The organism is Streptomyces sp. NPDC048255, assembly GCF_040652415.1.
In the GTDB taxonomy this organism is placed as follows: domain Bacteria; phylum Actinomycetota; class Actinomycetes; order Streptomycetales; family Streptomycetaceae; genus Streptomyces.
This window is the reverse complement of record NZ_JBEZMA010000035.1, coordinates 55,281-77,646: the sequence shown is the minus strand read 5'-3', so window position 1 is coordinate 77,646 and position 22,366 is coordinate 55,281. Positions and strand designations below refer to the sequence as shown.

The following is a 22,366-nucleotide window of genomic DNA, read 5'->3' as shown; positions in this document are numbered from 1 at the left end:
GCCGACGTGGATCGCGCCGGAGGCGGGGTCGGGGGAGATGAGCGTGGAGAGGATCTTGACGGCGGTGGTCTTGCCGGCACCGTTCGGGCCGAGCAGGGAGAAGACAGTGCCGGCCGGCACCGCCAGGTCGATGCCGTCGAGGACGGTCTTGTCGCCGTAGGACTTGCGCAGCCCGTTCGCCGCGATGGCCAAGTTGGTCATGGGGGGTGCTCCTTTACAGGCTGCGGGCGGTGATGTCGCCGTAGGCGGTGGTCGCGTGGATGTTCAGGCCGGCGGCGGCGCCGTCGGTGTTCTGCAGCGTGTTGTGGATCCGGCCGTAGGAGGTACCGGCGTCCAGGCAGGCGGAGACTCCGCGGGCGGCGCCGACCGCGATCTGGCCGTACTCGGTGCGCAGGGTGACCGTGCCGCGCACGGCCTCGGCGATCCGCAGATCGCCCTTCTGCGTGCTGATCTCCGCACCGCCGCCCAGCCGGCCGACCGACACATCACCGGCGTGGAGCGTGAGGCGGACACCGTCGGCCTCGTCGAGCTTGACCGAACCGTTCGCCGCCTCGAAAGCGACGTCACCGAGCCGGCCGACACCGCGGAGCTCGGCACTGGCCGCCTTCGCCTCGACACGGGACCCGGCAGGCAGCTGCACCGTCACCTCAACAGACCCCGCAGGACCGAAGAGCTGGCTCTTCGCCGGAGCGGCCCCGATCCGCAGCACCCCGTCACCGAAAACGACCTCCGTCTGCTCCGCCGCCTTCACATCACGGCCACTCGAAGCATCCGCCGGCAGCACCTCAACCACCGTGTCCGCCCGGTCAGCCGCAATGAACCGCACCCGCCCCGCCGGGATGTCGACAACAGCGGCGATCGGGGCGAAGGTCTCGAACTTCTGCATGACGCTCTCCCTGAGCTCGTTCGTTTCTGACAAGAGAAACGCTACGTTGCATTCAAGGAGCCTTCAACATGCTCGTTGCGTGGAATTGTTGTTCTTGCAGGTCAAAACCATGAAATCGTTGCAACGGATCAAAAATCAACGCAACGTCAGAAGCCTGCACGTTGCAATGGATTGAAGGTGAACGCTATAGTGACGGCACCAAGGAGAACGAAGGAGACCGCGATGCCGGGAGGCAGACTCACCCAGCAGGAACGCCAGCAGATCGCGCTGGGGGTGGCCGACGGCCTCGCCTACGCGGAGATCGCCAGACGTCTCGACCGGCCGACCTCGACGATCACGCGCGAGGTGATGCGCAACGGCGGCCCCACCGCCTACCGCGCCGACCTGGCCCACCGCGCCACCGAACGCCGCGCCCACCGGCGCAGGCAGGCCGCACCCCAGGGGACGGAGGCGCCCCCGCAGGCCCACGGGCGCGACGCCGAGGCCGTGCGCGAGTACGAGGAGACGTTCACCACCGTCCTCATGGCTTCGGGCATGCCCAAGATGATGGCCCGGGTGATGGCCTGCCTCACCCTCACCGACACCGGCAGCCTCACCGCGTCCGAACTCGTCCAGCACCTCCAGGTCAGCCCGGCGTCCATCTCCAAAGCCGTCGCGTTCCTCGAGACCCAGGGCTTCGTCCGCCGGGAACGCGACGAACGCCGCCGCGAGCGCTACGTCGTAGACGACGACATCTGGTACCAGTCGATGGTCGCCAGCGCCCGGTCCACTGCCCAGATCGTCGAGATCGCACGGCAGGGCGTCGGTGTCCTCGGCCCCGAAACCCCGGCCGCCGACCGCCTGGAGAACGTCGCCCGCTTCCTCGACTTCGTCAGCGAGAGCATCGCCCGCGCCGCGGAGCAGGCCCGCGAGATCCTCCACACGAAAGCCCAGAGGCCCTCAGGCGGCGCCGCGAGCGCGCCACCGGAGGGCGGCCGGACCTGATGGGGGCGCCGGCGGTTGCCGGACACGCCGGGCCGCCGGGTCCCGTGCCTGCCGGGGACCCGGCGAGCGCCTGGGTCAAACGGGCCCGGATCAGCGGGCCAGGCGGTCCAGGAAGGTGGTGATGAGCCCCAGCCATTCGTCGGGGCGTTCGGCGAACGGGAGGTGGCCGGCCGGGATCTCGACGAGTTCCGCGTCGGGGAGGGCCTCGGCGACTTCGCGATGCAGATCGGGTGTGACCAGGGCGTCTTCGGTCGTGGAGATCACCAGGGTCGGTACGGCGATGCGGGAGAGGTCCTCGCGGACGTCGACGCGGGTGACGAGGTCGGTGTGTTCGGCCGAGCCCGGCGGGAGGGTCCGGGCGGTCGCCTGCACCAGGGCGTCGAGTTCATCGGCGGGGACGGCTTCCAGTACGGAAGCGCTGAGCGCCAGGGGGACGAGGAACTGCGCCAGCGATGCGTGGGCGCCGGAGGCGTAGAGGTCTCGCCAGTGTTCGGCGTTCAGGCGCAGGCGTGCGTTGGGCCGGGCGAACGGTGCGGTCAGCACCAGGGCCGTGACGCGTTCGGGGTGGCGGGCGGCGGCGCGGACCGCGACGGCGGTGCCCAGGGAGTAGCCGACGGCCACGAAGGTTTGCAGGCCCTCGGCGACCGCGGCGGCCACGAGCTGGTCGGCCAGTTCGTCCAGGGCGAGGGGCGTGAGCGAACGGGCGGTGTCGCCGGTGCCGGGGAAGTCGACGCCGACGACGGTGTGGCCGGCGGTGAGCCCGTCGAGGATCGGTCCGTAGTTGGCCGCGATGCTCCCGCCGGCGCCGTGGGCGAGCAGCAGTCCCGGACCCGCGCCGTGGACGCTGCGGGCGAAGGCGGGCTCGGGCAGGGTGCGTTCAGGCATGGGAGTCCCCCGGAGAGTTTTGTATCGATCACTACGAATCCGACCGTACCAGGTTTCTTAGGGAGCGCTATAAAATGAGCCCATGAAGAAGACTGGAGGCCGCCCAAGGGGCTTCGACCGCGACGCCGCCCTGGAGCAGGCGCTCACCGAGTTCTGGCGGCACGGGTACGAGGCCACCTCGATCGCCTCGCTGACCGCGGCGATGGGCATCAACCCGCCCAGCCTGTACGGGGCCTTCGGGGACAAGCGGAAGCTGTTCACCGAAGCGGTCCGGCACTACGGGCAGACCTACGGCGCGTTCGGCGGCCGCGCCCTCGCGGAGGAACCCACGGCCCATGCCGCGGTGCGGCGATTGCTCCATGAAGCCGCACGGGAGTACACCGACCCCGGCCACCCGCCCGGCTGCATGGTCATCACCGCCGCGACGAACTGCACGCCGGCGGCCGAGGACGTCAAGGCCGAACTGCGCGCCCTGCGCGAGGCGAGCAAGCGGGCCATCCACGAGAAGATCGCTGCCGACCTGTCCGCCGGGCGCCTGGCCGCCTCCGTCGACGCGGCCGCGCTCGCCATGTTCTACGCGGCCACCCTCCAGGGCATGTCCACCCAGGCTTGCGACGGCGCCGGCCGAAGCGACCTGGAGCGGCTCGCCGGCATCGCCATGACCGCCTGGCCTCGATGACCCCGCTCGCCGCGATGCGCGTCGCCTCACGGCGTCGGGGAACGGGCGTCGGCAAACGGCGCCGGGGAACGCGTCCGGGAACGGACCGCGGCCCGGCCTGACCCGGGTCGCCGGGCCGGGCGTTTTCCGGGAGGGTACAACCCTGGTGGTAAGCCGGGCGCCTCCCCTGGGGGCAAGGAGGAATCAACTCCTGGTGGGCCGAACAGGGCGGGGTCCGGCGGCTACGTTGTCGCCCGTTGCGCAACACCCCACGACGGAGGATCGCCGCATGCAGACCCGTTTGGCTGATGCCCCCCGCAGGCGAGTGGTGTGGGGGATATCCCTCGTCCTGATCGCGGTCACCGCGCTCCTCGGGGCCGCGCCCGGGGCCGCCACGGCGACGACCCCCGCCGCCCCACCCGTCCCCGTACTGTCCTGGGGCCCCTGCGCCGACCCGGGGGACGGATTCGAGTGCGCGACCGCCCGCGTACCGCTGGACTACCGTCAGCCCGATGGGCGTACGATCCCGCTCGCGGTCACCCGGCGGCTCGCGGCCGACCCGGCCCGCCGCACCGGTGTCCTGCTGCTGCATCCCGGCGGACCCGGCAACTCGGGCGTGGACTTCGCCCGTAACAGCTACGAGGCGCTCCCCGCCTCCCTGCGTGACGCCTTCGACGTCGTCGGGTACGACATGCGCGGCGTGGCGCGCAGCGGACAGGTGGAGTGCTGGAACGACAAGGAGTACTCCGCCGCCGTCGACGCCGCGCGCGGCGTACCCGGCCGGGGCGCGCTGCAGGGCGCCGTCCGGCAGGGACTGGAGTTCGCCACCGCCTGTCAGCAACGGTCCGGTGACCTCGTACCGTTCATCGGCACCGGCTCGAACGCCAAGGACATCGACCTGCTGCGGCAGGCCCTCGGCGAGGAGACGCTCTCCTTCTACGGCCGCTCCTTCGGCAGCTACGTCGGCACCGTCTACGCCGCGCAGTTCCCCCGGCGCGTCCGGGCCATGGTCCTGGACGGGGGCTACGATCCGCGGCGTTACGCCGACGTGCCGTACGCCTACGACGCCGGGCAGTTCGTCGCCCTGGACGCGGCGGTGGGCCGGTTCCTGGACTGGTGCGCGCAGAACGCCGCCGCCTGTGGTTTCGGTGAGGGCCGGCCGCGGGAGGCCTTCGAGGAGCTCAAGCGGGCGCTGGACGCCGATCCGGTCATCACCGCGAGCGGACGTCCGGCCACCGGCTACACGCTCGCCTACCGTCTGATGTTCAACATCAACGCGGGCAAGGAGATCTGGCCCTACCTGGGAGAGGCGCTGCGGGCGGCCCAGGCACGCCAGGGTTCGTTCCTGCTGTCGCCGCCCTCACCGGCTTCCTTCGACTTCCTGAACGTCAACACGGCCGTCGAGTGCGCCGACCGGGTGTACCCGGCCAGTCCGCTGCTCCTGGGCGCGCTGGTCAGCGCGCAGGCCGCCGCCGCTCCGCTGCTGGGACCGCCCATCGGTCTCGGGCCGCCCACCTACGACCACAACCACGCGCCCGCCTGCGCCCAGTGGCAGGCGGAGCGGCCGAGCCGCTTCGAGGGCTCGTACCGGGCGGCGGGTTCCGCCCCGATCCTGGTCCTCGGTACGACCGGGGACCCGGACACCCCGTACCAGGACTCCGTGGCCCTCGCCGGGACACTGGACAACGGGCGGCTGCTGACCTTCGCCGGTGAAGGACACACCGCCTACAACCGGAGCGCGTGCGTCAGCGCCCTGGTCACGGACTACCTCGCCACGCTGGCGCTGCCCGCGCGGGGCACCGTGTGCGCGGACGAGACGCCCCCGGGACCGCTCGGCCGCCGCATCGCGGGCATCGAGGTCGACGAGACGCGCGATGTGATCCCCGCGCTCCGCTGAACACCCGTTCGGTCCCTGCCGTCGGTGGCGGCAGGGACCTGTTCGCGCCGCAGGTCGAAGCTGGTGGGCGAGCCCCCGGCGAGGCACTTGGCCAGGGCGCCGCGCCACAGGACGTACTGCGAGGGGAATTCCTCGCAGGCCCTCAGGAAGCTCTCCAGTTGCTCGACCGTGGTCGGCACCGACCGGGCGGTGATGATCCGGTGAGCAGTGCTGTGCGGCAGGTGGCCGATGCCGGCGCGGACTTCCATCTCCTGGACGGAGGGGAGCCCGGCGCACGCGTGCAGATCGCGCAGCCGGCCGCTGTAGTCGCGCCAGTCGTGGATGTACTCGGGCCTGGGGTGCTCGTAGTACCGGCCGGGCCGGGCCTCCGCGTACCGGGCGCGCTTCCACAGCCGCACGGCGGAGGCGACCAGCTCCTCCGCCGGCTGCCCTTCCGAGCCGCATGCCTCCGCGTACCTCTCCACGACGTACCTCCTGGCGACCCGTCCGACGGTCGACGCGGCCCGTTTCAGGGTGGCTGCGGACACGTGCGCCCGCAGGGAGAGCTCGTCGTAGGTCAGGCCGCAGGCACCTCGGGCGTGCCGCAGGCGGGAAGCGAGCTTCGCGCTCTCGTAGAGGGTGAAGTCCAGTGGCAGTTCCGGCCGGGCCACGGCTCCCCCTCAGTTCGCTGCGGCGGAGTCGAGGTAGGCCCGGATCAACCGGGCCATGCGGTGGGAGGCACGCCGGCTGGGGACCACGACGCTCACGACGACCCCGGCGCCGATCCCGCCCGCGCCCCCGAGGAGGAGCAGGATGTCGGCTACGGCGAGACCGAGCCCGGCGAGGACGGCCGCGGTCACCACGAAGGCGATGATGACGGCGGCGTGCGGTATACCGAAGTGGGGGAAGGCGTGCTCGGTCTTCCCCTCGGGGGGCTGGGGCGAGGCGGGGAGAATCAGGTTCTTGGCCATGGGAACGGCTCCTCAGCGAGGTCGCCCGGTATGTTCGCCGGGCGGGTCTACGGCTCCAAGTCGTGCGGGCTGCAAGGCGGTTGGCGGCGCCTGGTGAGCAGTCCTTCTTTCTGACTCTGCCAGCCCGCGAGAGCGCACGAACCTGCGAGGAGCGGTAGGTGCATCCGCGTCCCGTTTCGTGTCGGGGCCCGGCCCATTGCTCCCACGGGCAGGCTCGCTGCGCTGTGCGCAGCTGGACGACGCGCTGTCCGCAGCTCAGAGGCCTTGTGAGGGTGCACGGCCCGGCACGGTGTTCGGCGGTGAAGCGGCGCACGTAGCGCGCTCCTGCGGCTCGTCGGGTCGGGGCGGGGGGCGGGAGTTGCCGCTTGAGCGTCGCAGGGGGTGTGACCTCGCCTGGAGCACGCCGGGAGCTTGCCGGGAGCCCCCCGGGACCCGCTGGTGGAAGGGCACCGCCAGCAGAATTGGTTCATCCGCATCCAACGCTCTGAACTGGGCAAACGGGGTGCCGGCTGGCGAAAGCGGCTGGGTTTTGGGACCTTTGGGAAAGCTTCTTCGGCAGGGAGACCACCGAGGCGGCGCGGCTGATCGCTACGGCTCCGACCCATGGCAATCGCCAGCGAGACGACAGGACGTGTTGGCGCAAGTCCTGTCCAGGGCCGGCTCCCCTCAGGGGCGTCGGCTCCGCTGTACCGGAACTACCGGGGACAGCAGCAGTTGTGTCCCAGATCTTGCCCCCGACGACGTTGCGCTCCGGACGCGTGCCCGCTCCCGAGGCCGGTTCCCGTCGTCGAGGACCGGCGTCCCCTGTGGGCGCTGGGCGCCGGCCCCGCCGTCTGACGGGCGTGGACCCGGCAGAACCGGCCTGACTCCGCGGACCGCCGGCACCGCTTGGCCCCGCCCCCTGGCCCCCGGCCCCTGCTGCCTCGCCAAGTTCTGGGCTGAGGCCTCCTGCAGCGTGGCGCGTCCAGGCGGCCGCCCCCAGCGCGGTATAGCGTTCACCCTCAGTCCATTGCAACGACCAGGGATTCGGCCGTTGCATTTAATTTGAGCCCGTCGCAACGATCTGACGGGGTGCTGCGGATCGGGGCCGCTCCGGCGAAGAGCCAGCTCTTCGGTCCTGCGGGGTCTGTTGAGGTGACGGTGCAGTTGCCTGCCGGGTCCCGTGTCGAGGCGAAGGCGGCCAGTGCCGAGCTCCGCGGTGTCGGCCGGCTCGGTGACGTCGCTTTCGAGGCGGCGAACGGTTCGGTCAAGCTCGACGAGGCCGACGGTGTCCGCCTCACGCTCCACGCCGGTGATGTGTCGGTCGGCCGGCTGGGCGGCGGTGCGGAGATCAGCACGCAGAAGGGCGATCTGCGGATCACCGAGGCCGTGCGCGGCACGGTCACGCTGCGCACCGAGTACGGCCAGATCGCGGTCGGCGCCGCCCGCGGGGTCTCCGCCTGCCTGGACGCCGGTACCTCCTACGGCCGGATCCACAACACACTCACCAACGCCGACGGCGCCGCCGCCGGCCTGAACATCCACGCGACCACCGCCTACGGCGACATCACCGCCCGCAGCCTGTGAAGCGCCACCCGGCCCGACTCATGTACCGCGCTGCGCGCGCGTCTTCGGGCTCGGGCGGGCTCGCACCGCGTCTCCCGCGACACGGAGCCGGAACGAGCCGCGCCGCAGCACTAGGGCGACTGGAGTTCGCGCTGGAGGGCCAGTTCAAGAGGGGTGAGCGGGATGTCCGGGCGGACGCGTTCGGGGTGGGAGCGGGCGGGGCCCGTGAGGCCGCGGAGGGGGGCGGCAGGTGGGGGCGGTTCGGGGCTGGGCGTGGGGGTGGTCGTGGCTCTGGGTTCACCGCCCGTGTAGAGCGTGCCGTACGCCACCAGGCTGCCGTAGAGGGATCGCAGCAGGCGGCGGGCAAGGGAGGGTCTCATGTCTGGCCTCACTCCGGTCGTCGCGGTGACGGGGCGTGTGTACGCACCACATACCCTTCGGTGCGGCGGCTGAGACGGGGCCGAGGGGTGGTGGAGCTTCGCCGGAGCGCCGGGGCGCCGGCGCAGCCGTTCGGCCGCGCCGGGCGCCGCCGCCGCGGGCTCAGGTGATCTTGAACTGGCCCATCATGCCCATGGCGGAGTGGTCGATCAGGTGGCAGTGGTACAGGTATTGGCCGCGGTACGTGTCGAAGGCCGCCTGGATCTTGACCTTGTCCCCCGGCATCAGCCACACGGTGTCCTTGAACCCCGACTCGTCGGGGGTCGGCGGCTGGCCGTTGCGCTCGATCACCCGGAACTGGACGAGGTGCATGTGGAAGTTGTGCGGCATGAACGTGTTGACGTTGGTGATCGTCCAGACCTCGCTGGCGCCGTGGCGGACGTACTCGTCGATGCGGTTGTGGTCGTAGACCTTGTCGTTGAGGAACGCGAGGGCGTCCGGGGCGCCGCTCTCGTCCATCCGCATCACGATCGCCCGCTCGGCTGTGGGCGCCGGCAGCGCCGGCATGGTGCGCAGCACCGCGGGGACCGAGCTGGTGTCCGGCGCGGTGCGGGTCACGTCGAAGCGGAGCACCTGGCCGAAGTTCTCGACGGGTCCGCCGCCGAGGTTGGTGTTCTCCAGGACGATCTGGGTGCCCACCGGGTAGCGGGAGAAGTCGATGACGACGTCGGCGCGCTCGCCGGGTGAGAGGGCCACCTCGGTGGTGCGGTGGGGCTTGGGGAGCAGGCCGCCGTCGGAGGCTATCTGGATCAGCTCGCTGCCGTCGGCCAGGCGCAGGGTGAAGGAGCGCAGGTTGGCGGAGTTCAGGAAGCGGAAGCGGTACTTGCGCGCGGCGACCTGGAAGAACGGGTACGCCTTGCCGTTGGAGAGGATCGTGTTGCGGCCGTCGAAGTCGCCCATCGTGTAGACGAGCTGGCCCCGGTCGTCGAAGCCGGCGTCGCGGACGGCGATCGGGACGTCGTAGGCGCCGGAGGGCAGCGGCAGCGCCTGTTCGATCTCGTCGGTGATCAGGTAGGAGCCGGCCAGGCCGCGGTAGACGTGTTCGGACTCCATGTGGTGCGCGTGGTCGTGGTACCAGAGGGAGGCGTGGGGCTGCTTGTTCGGGTACGTGTACGTGCGGTTGGCGCCCGGGGCGATGGTCTCCATCGGCGAGCCGTCGTCCTGCGGGAGCACCGAGGCTCCGTGCAGGTGGACCGAGGTGGGCATGTCGATGCCGTTGTGCTGGCGGACGGAGACCGTGCGGCCGGAGCGGGCCTTGATGACGGGGCCGGGGAAGTGGCCGTTGTACGTCAGGACCTCGGTCTGGAAGCCGGGGATGATCTCCTTGCGGGCCCGGCGCATCGTCATCACGTAGCGGTCGACGCCGCCGGTGGTCGAGGACGGGGTGAGGACCGGCATCGTGGGCATCGCCAGCCGGAACTTCTCGACGACCGGGGCGGCCGCGGCCACCGCCTGGGCGGCGGGGGCGGTGGCCGGCTGGGTGTCGGACCGGCCCAGCAGCGGCTTGAGGGCAGCCACGGTGAACGTGCCGGTGCCGGCCGTCACGAGGGCTGCGCTGAGCACGGTACGTCGGGTGGCCATGGCCATCTCCTCGGTCGGAGGGTGCGCCGGGCGGCCGGGCGGCCGCGGGCTGCGCCGACTCCAGCACAGGGGACTCGAGCTGTGGTGGTGGCGTGAGCGGGGGGTTCGGTTCCGGCTGTCCGTCGTCCTCCCGCCGTCCTCCCGTCGCCCCCCGTCGCCTCCCCGTCGTCTCCCGCCCTCTTCGGCCAGTACGTCCGTCCCGCCGGCGCGCCCCGCCCCCGGCGCGGCCGTCCGCCCCCGCGGTCTCAGTCCTGCGCCGGGTGCGCCAGCGGGCCCGAGATCAGGGCGGTGAAGACGCTCTGGTCGTTCTGCCAGCCGGTGACCTGGACGGAGGCCGAGTCCGCGGCCCGGGCGGGGAGCGGCGTGGCCTCGATCCAGACCGGGGCGCCGAACTCCGCGTACTGGTGGAAGTCGGTGCAGACGGAGGCCGGGGTCAGGGTGGCGGGGTGGCACACGGCTCCGGCGGCCTGCCGGGCCGCTTCGAGGAGCACCATGCCGGGGAAGTGGTCGCCGCCGTGGTCGAACAGGATGGGGTGCTGGGGGTCGGGGTCGAGCAGCCACCGGTTGGCCTCTTCCGTCGGGGAGAGGACCACGTCGCGGGGCAGGGCCTTGCCGACGACGGCCGGCAGGACCTTGATGTGGGGCTGGCTGCGGGCGGTCCGGGTGGCCGATCCCGCTGTTCCGCGCAGCCGCCGGTACGTCATCTCGGAGACGCAGGCGAAGCGGCCGCCGCCGGCGGCGCACAGCCGGCCGTCGCGTTCGACGCTGATCTCCATGCGGAACTCCGCGAGGCGCTTGCCCTTGCGCACCACGTCGGTACAGGTGGCCCGCAGGTCCAGGTCGCTGGGGCCCGGGCCGATCTCCATGTTCTGCGGGTAGGTGGTGACGTTCAGGTCCCACAGCAGGAAGTGGTGGCCCAGCGGGACGCCGAGCTCCGCGTGGGCGAGGAAGAGACCGGTCTGACGAATGGTTTCCGCGGCTTGCATCGAGTCGTGCCGGGTGCCGTCCACGCTGGTGAAGAACGTGTGGGCGCGGGGCCATTGGCCGGTGAGGTCGAAGGTGCTCTCGTCGAGCTTCTCGCAGCCGGTGAGGAAGACCTCAGCGTGGCTGGCGCGGTGCACGTACTCACGGGGAACTGTGGTGGTCAGACGCGGGAGGGCGTGGACGCCCGCCGGGGAGAACTGCCTGCGCGTCTGCCTCGGTATGCCGAGGTCTTCCTCATGAATCGTCAGGAGGGTCATGCTCGCTCCACCTATCTCCACATCGCCGCAATGTGGCTCTCGGATGACGCAGGAGGTCAGGCCCCATAAGATACAGACGCCCCGGTTTTTTTTCCATGCTGTTTGACGGAAAAATGCGCACCGCGCGAGGGACGGGTCCGAGCCGCTAAACGGCGGGAATCCTTCCGCTACCGGGCCTCCGGGCCCCGAGGGCGTATCCCGGGAGCCCTTTTTTGGACCGCCATTGTAAAACCGGGTCGCCGGTTTTATTCTTGGGCCTGTTGATCGTGAGCCCCGGCCCCTCGCTCCCTTGGAGACATCGATGCCCCGTCAGCAGCAGTGCCCGTACGCGATCGACCCCTCGGGCCGGGACATCCACGGCGAGGCCGCACGGCTGCGCGCCCGTGGGCCCGTGACCCGGGTGACCCTGCCCGGGGACGTCGAGGCCTGGGCGGTCACCGACCTCGAAACGATCAAGGAACTGCTCACCGACCCGCGCGTCTCCAAGGACGCCCACCAGCACTGGCCCGCCTGGATCGACGGGGAGATAGCGCAGACCTGGCCGCTGGCCATCTGGGTGTCGGTGCAGAACATGGTCACCGCCTACGGGGCGGACCACACACGGCTGCGCAAGCTGGTGTCGGCGGCGTTCACCGCCCGGCGCACCGCCCTGCTCGGCCCGCGCATCGAGGAGATCACCCGGGACCTGCTCGACGACCTCGCGCGGCGCGCCCCGGACGACCCGGTGGACCTGCGCCAGGCCTTCGCGGAGCACCTGCCCGCCCGGGTGCTCGCCGAACTGTTCGGCATCCCCGAGGAGTTCCGCGCGCCGTTGCGCCGGATCATCAGCGGCTTCTTCGACACGGCCGCGTCGCTGGAGGACATGCAGCGCAACGGGATCGACCTGTACACGACGATGAGCACGCTCATCGCCCACCGCCGCGGCCACCCCGCGGACGACCTGACCAGTGCGCTGATCGCGGTGCGGGACGAGGACGGCAGCCGGCTGACGGAGAAGGAGCTGCTGGACAACCTGATCCTGCTCTACACGGCGGGCTACGAGACCACCGTGAACCTGCTGGGCAACGCGGTCTCCCTGCTCCTGCGGCACCCCGGGCAGCTCGAACTCGTCCGCTCCGGCGAGGCCGGCTGGGAGGACGTGGTCGAGGAGGTCCTGCGGGTGGAGGCGCCCGGGGCCAACGGGATCCTGCGCTACGCGGTCCAGGACGTGGAGACCGGCGGGGTGACGGTCCGCAAGGGGGACGCGCTGGTCATCTCCTTCGTCTCGGCCGGGCGCGACGCCGCCGTGCACGGGGACGACGCGGACCGCTTCGACGTGACGCGCCCGACGCGCCGTGCCCATCTGGCCTTCGGGCACGGCACGCACTACTGCCTGGGTGCCCCGCTCGCCCGGCTGGAGGCGCAGATCGCGCTGCGCGAGCTGTTCGACCGCTTCCCGGACCTGTCCCTGGCCGTGCCGGCGGAGCGGCTGCGCCCGCTGGAGTCGTTCATCTCCAACGGGCCCCGCGAGCTTCCCGTACTGCTGGGGGCTGCCGCGCCGATCAGGCCGGTGCGGGCGGGTTCCGCAGCAGTTCCCGGTACCACGGCAGGTGTTCTGGAAGGCTCTCGGTAGGCGACGGGCCCGGGTCGAGGTCCAGGAGCCGCCACAGGGCGCTGCCCTCGAACCAGTGGTCCACCAGCAGCATGCCGAGGTGGTGCAGGGCCTGCGGGGCGTCGCCCGCGCGGGCCCGGGCGGCGGCGGGGTCCAGCGGGGCGCGGGCGGGCAGGTCCAGCAGGCCCAGTACGAAGCCGGTCAGCGCGGACGCGGTGACGGGCACCGGGTGGTTGGCGTGGTGGACGCCGGCCAGGTCCCGGTCGGACAGGGCCGCCGCCACCGCGGCCGAGGCCAGGGCGCCGGCCCCCACGGCGGAGTGCACGGACGGGGAGTCGACCCCCGCCCGCAGGTACCGCAGGAGTTGGGCCAGGCCGGGGATCATCCACCGGTCGCCCGTGCCGTAGACGAGGTGGGGCCGCAGTACCGTGCCCCCGGCCTCCAGTACGTGCCGTTCGGCCGCGGCGCGGGTGAGGCTGGTCGGGGAGCCGGGCCGCAGGGGCAGGGCGTGGGCCTCGGCCCGGCGGAACGGGCCCCGCCCGTAGACGGAGGCGGTGCTGATGTAGACGATGCGGCGCACACCGTGGTGCAGCGCGTCGGCGACGAGGTCGCGGGTGCCCCGGTCGTTCACCGCGTGCAGGGTCCGCTCGTCGCCGCCGATGCCGGACGCGCAGTGGATCACCACGTCGATCCCTTCGCACACCCCCCGCAGCGAGGCGGGGTCCGTCAGGTCCGCCGCCACGGTCTCGACCCGGTCGCCGGGGGGCTGTTCGGGACCGGCGGAACGGCGGATCAGCCGTAGACGGACATCGGGCCGGGCCCGCGCTTCGCGTACGACATGGCGTCCTATGAAGCCGCCGGCGCCGGTGATGAGGATCTTCTGCGGCATATCGGACTCCTGACGCTTGGGTGGAGGCATTCGGGACACCCGGCTTTTGACACGCACCCGGCCACCTTGTAAAAATACGGACCAACTGGTTTTGTTTCTAGGGGGGAAGCAAGGGCCATCGTGCAATGCCCACGGCAACAACCTCTGGAGGCCTCGTGGCGCGACAGGAGCGCGCGATCCGCACCAAGCTCGCCATTCTGAATGCGGCGGCAGCGGTGTTCGACGAGCGCGGCTACGAAGCCGCCACCATCGGCGAGGTCCTCACCCGGGCTGGCGTCACCAAGGGAGCGCTGTACTTCCACTTCCCCTCCAAACAGGCGCTGGCCGAGGGCGTACTGCGCCAGCAGTTCGCGACCGTGGCCGTGACGCCCAGCGCGTGCAAGCTCCAGGAGCTCGTGGACACCGGGCTGGTGGTCGCCTACCGGATGCGGCGCGACCCGATGGTCAGCGCCGTGGCCCGGCTGTCCCTGGAACAGGACATGCGGGCGCTCTTCGGCACCACGGCACTGACCGAGTGGATCGGGGCGACCGAGTACGTGCTGACGCAGGCGAAGGAGCAGGGCGAACTGCTGCCGCACGTCGTGCCGGCCGACAGCGCCTGGCTCTTCTCCGGCGCGTGGACCGGTGTGCAGATCTACTCGCAGATGCTCTCCGGACGCGACGACCTGGAAGCCCGCGTGGTCTCGCTCTTCGAGCACCTGCTGCCCAGCATCGCCGTGCCCGCCGTACTGAACAGCCTGGTCATCACGGTCGAACGGGCCGCGGAGCTCGGCGCGGAGAGCGACCGGCTCGCGGCGGAACGGGACGCGGACCAGCCGGAGCAGCTGGGCGCCTGACGGCCCGGGGTACGCCGGACGCCTGACGGCCCGGGGTAGGCCGGACTCCTGACTCCGGACGGCCCGAGGTACGCCGGACCCCGCGGCACGACGGCCGCGGGGTCCGGCGTACACGCGCCCCCGAGCACTTCTCAAGCAGCTCTTTAGCCGGGTGACCGACGGTGTGAACAGGCCTGAGGAGGTGCGGGAATGAGCGATTCGGACACCCGGGGGTTCGCGCTGCGGATCGAGCGCGGGCGGGCCGACGACGACGAGCTGGCCGCGGTCACCGTCGTGCTCTGCTCGGTGCTCGCCGCGCGGGGCGCGGAGGCGGGCGACGAGGTCCTGCCCGAGGTTCCGCTCTGGCGGCCCGAACGGTCCTCCGCGGCCTACCGCTCCCCGTACAGCTGGCAGTAGGGCCAGCCGCGCTAGATCCATGGCTGATTCGTGTGCGCGCCATGCTCCCGTCTATACAAACCGCATCGACGGTTTGTTACGGTGAGGTCGTCGGTCGGGCCGCACCTTGAGGAGGGACGTGTCATGACAGTGGTGAAGGACATTCCTCGGGCTTCCGTGAAGACCGCGGACACGCACGGCCGGGTGGCCGAACTGCACGCGGTGCGTGCGCAGGCACTCGCCGGGCCCAGCGAGAGGGCGACCGAGGCGCAGCACGCCAAGGGCAAGCTGACCGCTCGCGAGCGCATCGCGCTCCTGCTCGACGAGGGCTCGTTCAGCGAGGTGGAGCAGCTGCGCCGGCACCGGGCGACCGGTTTCGGCCTGGAGGACAAGAAGCCCTATACGGACGGTGTGATCACCGGCTGGGGCACGGTCGAGGGCCGTACGGTCTTCGTCTACGCGCACGACTTCCGGATCTTCGGCGGCGCGCTGGGCGAGGCCCACGCGACGAAGATCCACAAGATCATGGACATGGCCATCGCGGCCGGGGCCCCGCTGGTGTCCCTCAACGACGGCGCGGGCGCCCGTATCCAGGAGGGCGTCTCGGCGCTGGCCGGCTACGGCGGCATCTTCCAGCGCAACACCAAGGCGTCCGGGGTGATCCCGCAGATCAGCGTGATGCTCGGGCCCTGCGCGGGCGGCGCGGCGTACTCTCCGGCGCTGACCGACTTCGTGTTCATGGTGCGCGACACCTCGCAGATGTTCATCACCGGCCCGGACGTGGTCCGCGCGGTGACGGGTGAGGAGATCACCCAGAACGGCCTCGGCGGCGCGGACGTGCACGCCGGCACCTCGGGCGTCGCGCACTTCGCGTACGACGACGAGGAGACCTGCCTCGCCGAGGTCCGCTACCTGCTGTCGATGCTGCCGCAGAACAACCGCGAGTACCCGCCGTGCGTACCGTGCACCGACCCGCAGACCCGGCGCTCGGACGTGCTGCTGGACCTGGTGCCCGCCGACGGCAACCGGCCGTACGACATGCTCAAGGTCATCGAGGAGCTGCTCGACGACGGCGAGTACCTGGAGGTCCACGAGCGCTGGGCGCGCAACATCATCTGCGCCCTGGGCCGGCTGAACGGCCAGGTCGTCGGGATCGTCGCGAACCAGCCCTCCGCGCTCGCCGGTGTCCTGGACATCCACGCGTCCGAGAAGGCCGCGCGCTTCGTCCAGCTCTGCGACGCCTTCAACATCCCGATCATCACCCTGCTGGACGTCCCCGGCTTCCTGCCGGGCGTCGACCAGGAGCACGGCGGCATCATCCGCCACGGCGCCAAGCTGCTGTACGCGTACTGCAACGCCACCGTCCCGCGGATCTCGCTGATCCTGCGCAAGGCCTACGGCGGCGCGTACATCGTCATGGACTCGCAGTCCATCGGCGCCGACCTGACGTACGCGTGGCCGACGAACGAGATCGCGGTGATGGGCGCCGAGGGCGCTGCCAACGTGATCTTCCGCAAGCAGATCGCGGACGCCGACGACCCCGAGGCCATGCGTGCGCGGATGGTCAAGGAGTACAAGGCCGAGCTGATGCACCCGTACTACGCGGCCGAGCGCGGCCTCGTCGACGACGTCATCGACCCCGCCGAGACCCGCGAGGTGCTCATCAGCGCCCTCGCGATGCTCCGCAACAAGCACGCCGACGTGCCCTCTCGCAAGCACGGCAACCCCCCGCAATAACGGAGCACTCGATGGCCAAGCAGGAACGCGCAGTGCGCACCCGGGAAACCCTGATCCGGTGCGCGGCCGAGATCTTCGACCGCGAGGGTTTCACGGTGGCGTCGCTCACCACGATCAGCACACAGGCCGGGGTGAGCAACGGCGCGCTGCACTTCCACTTCGCGTCCAAGGCCGCGTTGGCGGACGCCGTCGAGGAAGCGGCCCTGGAGCGGCTGCGGGCCGTCGGTGACGAGGCCTCCCCGCGGGGGGCGGGCTGGCTGCAGCACCTCGTCGACGTGACCCACGGGCTCACCCGTGGGCTGCGTGAGGACGTGGTGCTGCGGGCGGGTTTCGTGCTGAGCGGCGACACGGCCCGCCCGTCCCCGACCGATCTGCGGCTGCACTGGCAGCGCTGGGTCGAGGAGGCGGTCGCGCGGGCCGACGGCGCGGGCGAACTGCGGGCAGGGGTGGCGCCGGAGAGCGCCGCGGCCGCCGTGGTGGCCGCGACGGTGGGCTTCGAGGTGCTGTGTGCCCGGGACGCGCAGTGGGTCTCGCCGCAGACGGTCACGCGGTTCTGGCAGCTGCTGCTGTCGTCGCTCGCCGCACCGGAGCTGCTGGACCGGCTCGAGGCCGGCGGCAGCACCGCACCATGAAGCAGACCGGTTGGTCTGTTTAGAATCCGATCTTTGCCCCGCTCGGCCCGTCCGGACTTGCCCCCGGGCGGGCCTGCCGCGCTGCCCCGCTCCGCGCGTTCCGCGCCGAGCGGGGCTTTGGCGTGCGTCCGCGGCGGCGGATCCGGCCAACTAGTGGCGCCTTTCCTACGGTTACTGGTGCTCATGGACCCGGGATATGGATCGTGGCCAGCGGAATCGTCCATGCCGGGACGTGGCGGGTGAGGCCGATGAGAAGTGGTCTTGGCCGAAACTCGCCCCCCTGGTGTTGACAAACCGACTGTGCTGTTTTTTTATCAGGTAGTCCGGTGTAGCTGCGCACCGGGCCCCGGCGGTCGGAAACGCGTAGGCCGGGAACCGGCCTCCGGGCGAACTTTGGGGGAGAACGTGGACATCGAAGTGCTGGGTGCGCTGTCGGTGCGCGAGAACGGGGTTTCCATCACTCCGACGGCGCCGAAGCCGAGACATGTGCTGGCCCTGCTCGCGCTCCACGCCGACCAGGTGGTCCCCGTGGCCGTACTGATCGAGGAGCTCTGGGGCTCGACCCCGCCGCGCAGTGCGCGGACGACGCTGCAGACCTACATCCTGCAGCTGCGCGAGCTCATCGCCGAGGCGCTCAGCCACGGCGAGAACGAACGGTGCACCGCCAAGGACATCCTGGCCACCCTCCCCGGCGGCTACCGCCTGGAGACGCGGGGCGGCACGGTCGACTACCGGGAGTTCGAGCGCCGGGCGGGCGCCGGCTACCGGGCCATGGACGCCGAGGACTACACGGGGGCGGCACGCCGCCTGGCGGACGCGCTCTCGCTGTGGACCGGGCCCGCGCTGACCGACGTACAGGCCGGCAGCCGGATCGACATGGAGGCCAAGCGGCTCGAGGAGGCCCGGCTGTGCGCGCTGGACCAGCGCATCGAGGCGGACCTGCGGCTGGGGCGCCACCGGGAGCTGCTGTCGGAGCTGACGGTCCTGGTCAACCAGTTCCGGATGCACGAGAGCCTGCACGGCCAGTTCATGCTGGCGCTGCACCGCTCGGGCCGGCGCGGCGAGGCCCTCAACGTCTACCAGCGGCTGCGCACGACGCTCGTGTCGGAGCTGGGCCTGGAGCCGTCCGCGGCGCTCAGCAGGCTCCAGCGCTCCATCCTGATGGCGCACCCGGAGACCGCGGCCCCGGCCGCGGCGGTGGCCGGAGCGGCGGGCGGCGGAGCCGCGACCGCCGCCGCGGCTTCCGGCGGGCGGCTCGTCGCCCGGGTGAACTGAAGGCGGCGCACGGCCGGCGGCCTCCTGGCGCACACCCTTTCTCTGCTCCGCCGGACGGCGGGCCGGAGGAGGGGTGTTCTGCTGTCCGGGGCCGGGGGCGCGCCGCGCGTACCGGAGCGGGCGGGGCCGGGCCGCAGGGCCAGGAGCAGGCCGCCGGAAGGCCAGGGCCGGGCGGATGCAGGCCGGGGCGCGCCGGGGCCGAGGCCGGAGAGTCAGCGCCAGGGCCGGGAGCCCTGAGGCCGGGCCGCAGGCCGCAGGCCGCAGGCGCGATCCAGCCGGGGGCGGGGGTTATCGGGCTGCGGCGCGGGGGGCGGTGAGGCGGTCGAAGCGGGTGATCAGTTCTTCCTGTTCGCGGGAGAGGCGTTCCACGTGGCGGCGCAGGCGGACGATCTCCTCGCGGAGCAGGTGCACGCTCGCCGCATCCGCATCCGCGTCCGCGTTCGCAGGCCCTACGGCGTCCAGGGCGGCCGGGGCGGAGGCCCGCGCCGGACGCCACTCGGCGCCGATGTCGGCGCCGGGGCCGGGGCCGGGCTCGGACAGGGGCCACGCCTCCTGGGCGGCGTCCGGGTCGTGGTGGTGCAGGATCGCCTCCATCCGGCCGCGCAGCACCGGACCGGGCTCCAGGCCCAGGTCGTGCACCAGCCGCCGGCGCGCCCGGTCGTAGACGCCGAGGGCCTCGGCCTGCCGGCCGCTGCGGTACAGGGCGGTCATCAGCAGCTCGTAGAACCGCTCGCGCAGCGGGTGCCGGATGGTCAGTTCCTCGAGCTCGCCGGTGATCTCGCCGAACCGGCCCGCCCGCAGGCAGGCGTCGAAGAGGGTCTCCAGGGCGACGAGCCGGCTCTCCTCCAGCAGCGAGGCCTCGGCCGAGCAGATCGTCCCGCGCTCGCTGCCCTCCAGGGCCGGACCGCGCCACAGCGCCAGCGCCTCGCGCAGTACGTCGGCCGAGCGTGCGGGGTCGGTGGCGGCCAGGGCGCTGCCCTCGGCGGTCAGCAGCCGGAAGCGCTGGGCGTCGGTGCCCGAGCGGCCCAGGCGCAGTACGTAGCCCAGCGGGCGGGTCACCAGCCACTCGTGGTGCGCCTCGCCCGAACCGGGCGCGGGGACCGGGAGCAGCCGGCGCAGCCGCGCCACGTGGGCCTGGAGGGCATTGGCGGCATTGGCGGGCGGGTGCTCGCCCCACAGTTCGTCGACGAGCCGGTCCGCGGAGACGACCTGCCCGGCCTTCACGACGAGCGCACCCAGCAGGGCGCGCTGTTTGGCGCCCGTCGGCACGATCCGCACATCGCTGCGCGCGTCATGGATCTGGACGGGACCCAGAATGCGAAACTCCATCTCATCCTCGCACGGGAAATTCGACGAGTCTGCGGCCGGAGATCCGTACTCGGCATTCCCCCCGAATAGCCGCGGGTCTTTCCTCCCGTATCGGACAGTAGCCGCAGTGCGGACGCGGCGGGAGATTCACCAGCGGATTACAGGGCGTTGTGGAAGATTTCTTGAGTCCCGGGGTCAGGGGCGACGGGCGGTCAGCTCCGGAAAACCCACCTGTACGCCGCGTCCGTGCCAGGCGCCGAGCAGCCCCAGCAGGGTCTTGGGATCGGGGAGGCCGGGCAGGCCCGCGGGCCCGGTCAGGCAGCCCAGCAGGCCGTGGGCGGCGGGGCCGGTGGCCGCGGCGGGCGGCGCGGACACCGCCACCGGTGCCGCCGCCCGCGCCGCCGCCGCTGCCGGTGGGGGCGCGGTGGCCGTGGCCGCCTTCCGCCCGGCGGGCGCCGTCCGGTGCAGGCCGGCCATGCGGACCTGCTGCTGCCGGTGTCCGGGGCGGGCGGCGTGCCCCGCCGCCCGTGACGTGGTCGTCTCTTCGGTGCCGCTGTGCAACTCGCCGCCTCCTGCCACCGGGACACCGCGCGATCGGGCGGCCGTCACGAAGCGGCGAGGCTAACAGCGCCGATACCCGGCCGAAAAGAATTTCGGCCCGTGCACCGCCGGTCCGTTTGGTTTCGTCAGCGCTTTGTCAGCGGCTTGTCAGCGCGGTTTCGGATCCCCTCTTGGAAAGCCGCTCAAGACGTGGTCGATTTTCAGAGGGGGGCGGATCGGCGGAAGATATGGTGCCCCTCGTCTGCGGTCGACGGCGATGACAGAAAAGGCCGGAAGGCGACAGTATCGGAAGCACTCGGGTACCGGCTCGGAATCGACGGAGGCCGGCAAGGCGCGGAGGGAATTATGAAGATTAAAGTCCTGGGTCCGTTGAATGCCGAAGTCAATGGGATATCGATCGTCCCGACCGCCGGCAAGCCCCGCCAGATCCTGGCGCTGCTCGCCCTGTACCCCGGCCGGGTCGTCCCCGTGCCCACGCTGATGGAGGAGATCTGGGGCACCGACCTGCCGCAGAGCGCGCTGACCACCCTGCAGACGTACATCCTCCAGCTGCGCCGCCGCCTGGGCACCGCCATGGGCCCGGACACCCCCGGCTCGGCCAAGGACGTGCTCGTCACCCGCTACGGGGGCTACCTGCTCCAGATCCCCACCGAGGCGGTCGACGTGCACACCTACGAGCGCCTCGTGGCCGAGGGCCAGCAGGCCTTCGAGGACGGCGAGGACGGGCACGCGGCCAAGTGCCTGCGCGAGGCCCTCGACCTGTGGGAGGGGCCCGCGCTCGTCGACGTACGGGTCGGCCCGATCCTCGACATCGAGGTGATGCGCCTGGAGGAGAGCCGGCTCGTCGCGCGCGAGCGCCGGATCGACGCCGACCTGCGGCTCGGCCGGCACGTCGAACTCATCGCCGAACTCACCGATGTGATCGCCCGTCACCCCCAGCACGAGGGGCTGCACTCGCAGGCGATGGTCGCGCTCTACCGCTCCGGCCGGCAGGCCTCGGCGCTCGACGTCTACCGGCGGCTGCGCCAGCGGCTGATCGAGGACCTCGGCGTGGAGCCCTCGCCCCAGCTCCAGCGGCTGCACCAGGCGATGCTCGCCGTGGACCCCCGCCTGGACGTGATCTCCGGACCGCGGCGCACCTCGACCTTCGACCTCTACGCGGCCTGAGTCCAGCGGTGCTCGAGGCGGCCGGGTGAGGCTCGGGCCTCGACCACCGCGCGCCGCGGCCACCGCTGCGCGCGCACGGCTTCCCAGGAGGAGAGCGGCGGATGACTTCCCCGGCGGAGCTCGACGAGACGGTACGAGAAGCGGTACGAGGGGCGGGCGCCCCGGTGGCGGTGGAGCCGGCGGACCGGCGGGTCAGGCTCCACTGCCTCGCCCACGCGGGCGCGGGCGTGGCCAGCTACCGCCGCTGGCCCGCCGCGGTCGGGCAGGCCGTCGACGTGGTGGCCCTGCCGCTGCCCGGCCGGGAGAACCGGCGCCGCGAGCGGCGCGTCACCGACCGGGCCGGCCTCCTCGACGACCTCCTCGCGCCGCTGCTGGAGGCGGCCGAGGCGGGCCCGTACGCGCTGTACGGCCACAGCCTGGGCGCGCTCGTCGTCTACACGCTGACCCGGGCCCTGGCGGACGTCGGTGCGCCGCCGCCGCTGTTCCTCGCGGTGGGCGCGTGCCTGCCGCCGCACGCCACCACCGCGCTGGTCGGCGCGGCCGACCTGCCCGACGAGGAGCTGCTGCCGCTCCTGGGCGACCTGGGCTCGCTGCCCCAGGGCCCGGCCGCCGACCCCGGGGGTCTGTGGCGGCGCAGCGTCCTGCCGGTGCTGCGCGACGATCTGCGGCTGGCCAAGGCCCTGCGTGAGGCGGCCATGGACCCCGCCACCGGCGGGCCCGTCGACGTACCGCTGCTGGCCTTCGCGGGCAGCGAGGACCCGATGGCCGTGCCCGCGGCGCTGCGCGAATGGCGGCAGTGGACCACGGGGCGCATCGAGGCGCGGACGGTCACCGGGGACCACTTCTTCGCGGGCGACGAGGCCTTGCCGCGCCTGATCGGCGAGGCCTGCCGGGAGCGCGTCCTCGGCGACCCCGCGTAGAGCTCCCGTC

General features: G+C 72.0%; 22 protein-coding genes. 12 read left to right on the top strand and 10 right to left on the bottom strand.

The window, feature by feature from the left end:
- Window positions 1-201 (bottom strand): ATP-binding cassette domain-containing protein (locus AB0D94_RS25035; protein WP_362055724.1); only part of this gene is annotated, 201 nt, incomplete at its 3' end.
- Between the two features lie 13 nt (window positions 202-214).
- The gene (locus tag AB0D94_RS25030) at window positions 215-886 is read right to left on the bottom strand and encodes a DUF4097 family beta strand repeat-containing protein (protein ID WP_362055722.1); all 672 of its coding nucleotides are present in this window, start codon (window positions 884-886) and stop codon (window positions 215-217) included.
- Window positions 887-1,108: 222 nt separating this feature from the next.
- Between AB0D94_RS25030 and AB0D94_RS25025 the strand changes: the two genes are divergently transcribed.
- A complete protein-coding gene (locus AB0D94_RS25025; protein WP_362055720.1) occupies window positions 1,109-1,870 on the top strand; it encodes a helix-turn-helix domain-containing protein in 762 nt (253 codons plus the stop codon).
- Window positions 1,871-1,960: 90 nt separating this feature from the next.
- Here the strand turns inward: AB0D94_RS25025 and AB0D94_RS25020 are convergent, their stop codons facing one another.
- The gene (locus tag AB0D94_RS25020) at window positions 1,961-2,755 is read right to left on the bottom strand and encodes an alpha/beta hydrolase (protein WP_362055718.1); all 795 of its coding nucleotides are present in this window, start codon (window positions 2,753-2,755) and stop codon (window positions 1,961-1,963) included.
- 82 nt (window positions 2,756-2,837) lie between these two features.
- On the opposite strand from AB0D94_RS25020, the gene AB0D94_RS25015 reads away from it, so the two are divergent.
- Together AB0D94_RS25015 and AB0D94_RS25010 are read left to right on the top strand one after the other, a co-directional pair.
- Window positions 2,838-3,434: a TetR/AcrR family transcriptional regulator gene (locus tag AB0D94_RS25015; RefSeq protein WP_362055716.1), complete on the top strand. Its 597-nt coding sequence runs from the start codon at window positions 2,838-2,840 to the stop codon at window positions 3,432-3,434.
- 268 nt (window positions 3,435-3,702) lie between these two features.
- Entirely contained in the window at window positions 3,703-5,310 is a 1,608-nt protein-coding gene (locus tag AB0D94_RS25010) for an alpha/beta hydrolase (RefSeq protein ID WP_362055714.1), read from the top strand.
- Between the two features lie 659 nt (window positions 5,311-5,969).
- Here AB0D94_RS25010 and AB0D94_RS25005 read toward each other — a convergent pair.
- Window positions 5,970-6,260, bottom strand: coding sequence for a hypothetical protein (locus tag AB0D94_RS25005; RefSeq protein WP_362055712.1), 291 nt, complete (start codon window positions 6,258-6,260; stop codon window positions 5,970-5,972).
- Window positions 6,261-7,208: 948 nt separating this feature from the next.
- Here AB0D94_RS25005 and AB0D94_RS25000 point away from each other — a divergent pair.
- Window positions 7,209-7,826, top strand: coding sequence for a DUF4097 family beta strand repeat-containing protein (locus AB0D94_RS25000; RefSeq protein ID WP_362055732.1), 618 nt, complete (start codon window positions 7,209-7,211; stop codon window positions 7,824-7,826).
- Window positions 7,827-7,936: 110 nt separating this feature from the next.
- Here AB0D94_RS25000 and AB0D94_RS24995 read toward each other — a convergent pair whose 3' ends face one another.
- The 3 genes from AB0D94_RS24995 to AB0D94_RS24985 all read right to left on the bottom strand — a co-directional run bounded on the left by AB0D94_RS24995 (window position 7,937) and on the right by AB0D94_RS24985 (window position 11,065).
- Window positions 7,937-8,185: a DUF6059 family protein gene (locus AB0D94_RS24995; protein WP_362055709.1), complete on the bottom strand. Its 249-nt coding sequence runs from the start codon at window positions 8,183-8,185 to the stop codon at window positions 7,937-7,939.
- A gap of 160 nt (window positions 8,186-8,345) precedes the next feature.
- Window positions 8,346-9,824, bottom strand: coding sequence for a multicopper oxidase domain-containing protein (locus AB0D94_RS24990; RefSeq protein ID WP_362055707.1), 1,479 nt, complete (start codon window positions 9,822-9,824; stop codon window positions 8,346-8,348).
- Between the two features lie 245 nt (window positions 9,825-10,069).
- Window positions 10,070-11,065 carry a ScbA/BarX family gamma-butyrolactone biosynthesis protein gene (locus AB0D94_RS24985; protein WP_362055705.1) on the bottom strand — a complete coding sequence of 332 codons (996 nt, stop codon included), beginning with the start codon at window positions 11,063-11,065 and terminating at the stop codon, window positions 10,070-10,072.
- A gap of 301 nt (window positions 11,066-11,366) precedes the next feature.
- Here AB0D94_RS24985 and AB0D94_RS24980 point away from each other — a divergent pair, with 301 nt between their 5' ends.
- Window positions 11,367-12,677, top strand: coding sequence for a cytochrome P450 (locus tag AB0D94_RS24980; RefSeq protein ID WP_362055703.1), 1,311 nt, complete (start codon window positions 11,367-11,369; stop codon window positions 12,675-12,677).
- On the opposite strand, the gene AB0D94_RS24975 is transcribed toward AB0D94_RS24980, so the two are convergent.
- A complete protein-coding gene (locus tag AB0D94_RS24975) occupies window positions 12,607-13,545 on the bottom strand; it encodes an NAD-dependent epimerase/dehydratase family protein (RefSeq protein WP_362055701.1) in 939 nt (312 codons plus the stop codon). The genes AB0D94_RS24980 and AB0D94_RS24975 overlap by 71 nt on opposite strands.
- A gap of 155 nt (window positions 13,546-13,700) precedes the next feature.
- Between AB0D94_RS24975 and AB0D94_RS24970 the strand changes: the two genes are divergently transcribed.
- The 5 genes from AB0D94_RS24970 (at window position 13,701) to AB0D94_RS24950 (ending at window position 18,400) form a co-directional block, all read left to right on the top strand.
- Complete coding sequence (locus AB0D94_RS24970) at window positions 13,701-14,381, top strand: ScbR family autoregulator-binding transcription factor (RefSeq protein ID WP_362055698.1); 681 nt, start codon at window positions 13,701-13,703, stop codon at window positions 14,379-14,381.
- Window positions 14,382-14,570: 189 nt separating this feature from the next.
- Window positions 14,571-14,777 (top strand): acyl-CoA carboxylase subunit epsilon, encoded by a 207-nt coding sequence (locus tag AB0D94_RS24965; RefSeq protein WP_362055696.1) that lies wholly within the window; start codon window positions 14,571-14,573, stop codon window positions 14,775-14,777.
- 123 nt (window positions 14,778-14,900) lie between these two features.
- Window positions 14,901-16,493: an acyl-CoA carboxylase subunit beta gene (locus AB0D94_RS24960; RefSeq protein WP_362055694.1), complete on the top strand. Its 1,593-nt coding sequence runs from the start codon at window positions 14,901-14,903 to the stop codon at window positions 16,491-16,493.
- A gap of 11 nt (window positions 16,494-16,504) precedes the next feature.
- Entirely contained in the window at window positions 16,505-17,125 is a 621-nt protein-coding gene (locus tag AB0D94_RS24955) for a ScbR family autoregulator-binding transcription factor (RefSeq protein ID WP_362055692.1), read from the top strand.
- A 405-nt stretch (window positions 17,126-17,530) separates the two neighbouring features.
- Window positions 17,531-18,400 (top strand): AfsR/SARP family transcriptional regulator, encoded by an 870-nt coding sequence (locus AB0D94_RS24950; RefSeq protein WP_362055690.1) that lies wholly within the window; start codon window positions 17,531-17,533, stop codon window positions 18,398-18,400.
- Window positions 18,401-18,688: 288 nt separating this feature from the next.
- Here the strand turns inward: AB0D94_RS24950 and AB0D94_RS24945 are convergent, their stop codons facing one another.
- The gene (locus AB0D94_RS24945; protein ID WP_362055688.1) at window positions 18,689-19,729 is read right to left on the bottom strand and encodes an AfsR/SARP family transcriptional regulator; all 1,041 of its coding nucleotides are present in this window, start codon (window positions 19,727-19,729) and stop codon (window positions 18,689-18,691) included.
- Window positions 19,730-19,903: 174 nt separating this feature from the next.
- Window positions 19,904-20,269 (bottom strand): hypothetical protein, encoded by a 366-nt coding sequence (locus tag AB0D94_RS24940; RefSeq protein WP_362055686.1) that lies wholly within the window; start codon window positions 20,267-20,269, stop codon window positions 19,904-19,906.
- A 345-nt stretch (window positions 20,270-20,614) separates the two neighbouring features.
- Here AB0D94_RS24940 and AB0D94_RS24935 point away from each other — a divergent pair, with 345 nt between their 5' ends.
- Both AB0D94_RS24935 and AB0D94_RS24930 read left to right on the top strand, forming a co-directional pair.
- On the top strand, window positions 20,615-21,436 hold the full coding sequence (locus tag AB0D94_RS24935) for an AfsR/SARP family transcriptional regulator (RefSeq protein WP_362055684.1): 822 nt from the start codon (window positions 20,615-20,617) through the stop codon (window positions 21,434-21,436).
- Between the two features lie 101 nt (window positions 21,437-21,537).
- Window positions 21,538-22,356, top strand: coding sequence for a thioesterase domain-containing protein (locus tag AB0D94_RS24930; RefSeq protein WP_362055682.1), 819 nt, complete (start codon window positions 21,538-21,540; stop codon window positions 22,354-22,356).
- Window positions 22,357-22,366 lie beyond the last annotated feature (10 nt).

Bases quoted from the DNA above. Each gene is read 5' to 3' on its own strand.
- AB0D94_RS25030 (WP_362055722.1), bottom strand. From the start codon at position 886: ATGCAGAAGTTCGAGACCTTCGCCCCGATCGCCGCTGTTGTCGACATC.
- AB0D94_RS25025 (WP_362055720.1), top strand. From the start codon at position 1,109: ATGCCGGGAGGCAGACTCACCCAGCAGGAACGCCAGCAGATCGCGCTG.
- AB0D94_RS25020 (WP_362055718.1), bottom strand. From the start codon at position 2,755: ATGCCTGAACGCACCCTGCCCGAGCCCGCCTTCGCCCGCAGCGTCCAC.
- AB0D94_RS25015 (WP_362055716.1), top strand. From the start codon at position 2,838: ATGAAGAAGACTGGAGGCCGCCCAAGGGGCTTCGACCGCGACGCCGCC.
- AB0D94_RS25010 (WP_362055714.1), top strand. From the start codon at position 3,703: ATGCAGACCCGTTTGGCTGATGCCCCCCGCAGGCGAGTGGTGTGGGGG.
- AB0D94_RS25005 (WP_362055712.1), bottom strand. From the start codon at position 6,260: ATGGCCAAGAACCTGATTCTCCCCGCCTCGCCCCAGCCCCCCGAGGGG.
- AB0D94_RS24995 (WP_362055709.1), bottom strand. From the start codon at position 8,185: ATGAGACCCTCCCTTGCCCGCCGCCTGCTGCGATCCCTCTACGGCAGC.
- AB0D94_RS24990 (WP_362055707.1), bottom strand. From the start codon at position 9,824: ATGGCCACCCGACGTACCGTGCTCAGCGCAGCCCTCGTGACGGCCGGC.
- AB0D94_RS24985 (WP_362055705.1), bottom strand. From the start codon at position 11,065: ATGACCCTCCTGACGATTCATGAGGAAGACCTCGGCATACCGAGGCAG.
- AB0D94_RS24980 (WP_362055703.1), top strand. From the start codon at position 11,367: ATGCCCCGTCAGCAGCAGTGCCCGTACGCGATCGACCCCTCGGGCCGG.
- AB0D94_RS24975 (WP_362055701.1), bottom strand. From the start codon at position 13,545: ATGCCGCAGAAGATCCTCATCACCGGCGCCGGCGGCTTCATAGGACGC.
- AB0D94_RS24965 (WP_362055696.1), top strand. From the start codon at position 14,571: ATGAGCGATTCGGACACCCGGGGGTTCGCGCTGCGGATCGAGCGCGGG.
- AB0D94_RS24960 (WP_362055694.1), top strand. From the start codon at position 14,901: ATGACAGTGGTGAAGGACATTCCTCGGGCTTCCGTGAAGACCGCGGAC.
- AB0D94_RS24955 (WP_362055692.1), top strand. From the start codon at position 16,505: ATGGCCAAGCAGGAACGCGCAGTGCGCACCCGGGAAACCCTGATCCGG.
- AB0D94_RS24945 (WP_362055688.1), bottom strand. From the start codon at position 19,729: ATGGAGTTTCGCATTCTGGGTCCCGTCCAGATCCATGACGCGCGCAGC.
- AB0D94_RS24935 (WP_362055684.1), top strand. From the start codon at position 20,615: ATGAAGATTAAAGTCCTGGGTCCGTTGAATGCCGAAGTCAATGGGATA.
- AB0D94_RS24930 (WP_362055682.1), top strand. From the start codon at position 21,538: ATGACTTCCCCGGCGGAGCTCGACGAGACGGTACGAGAAGCGGTACGA.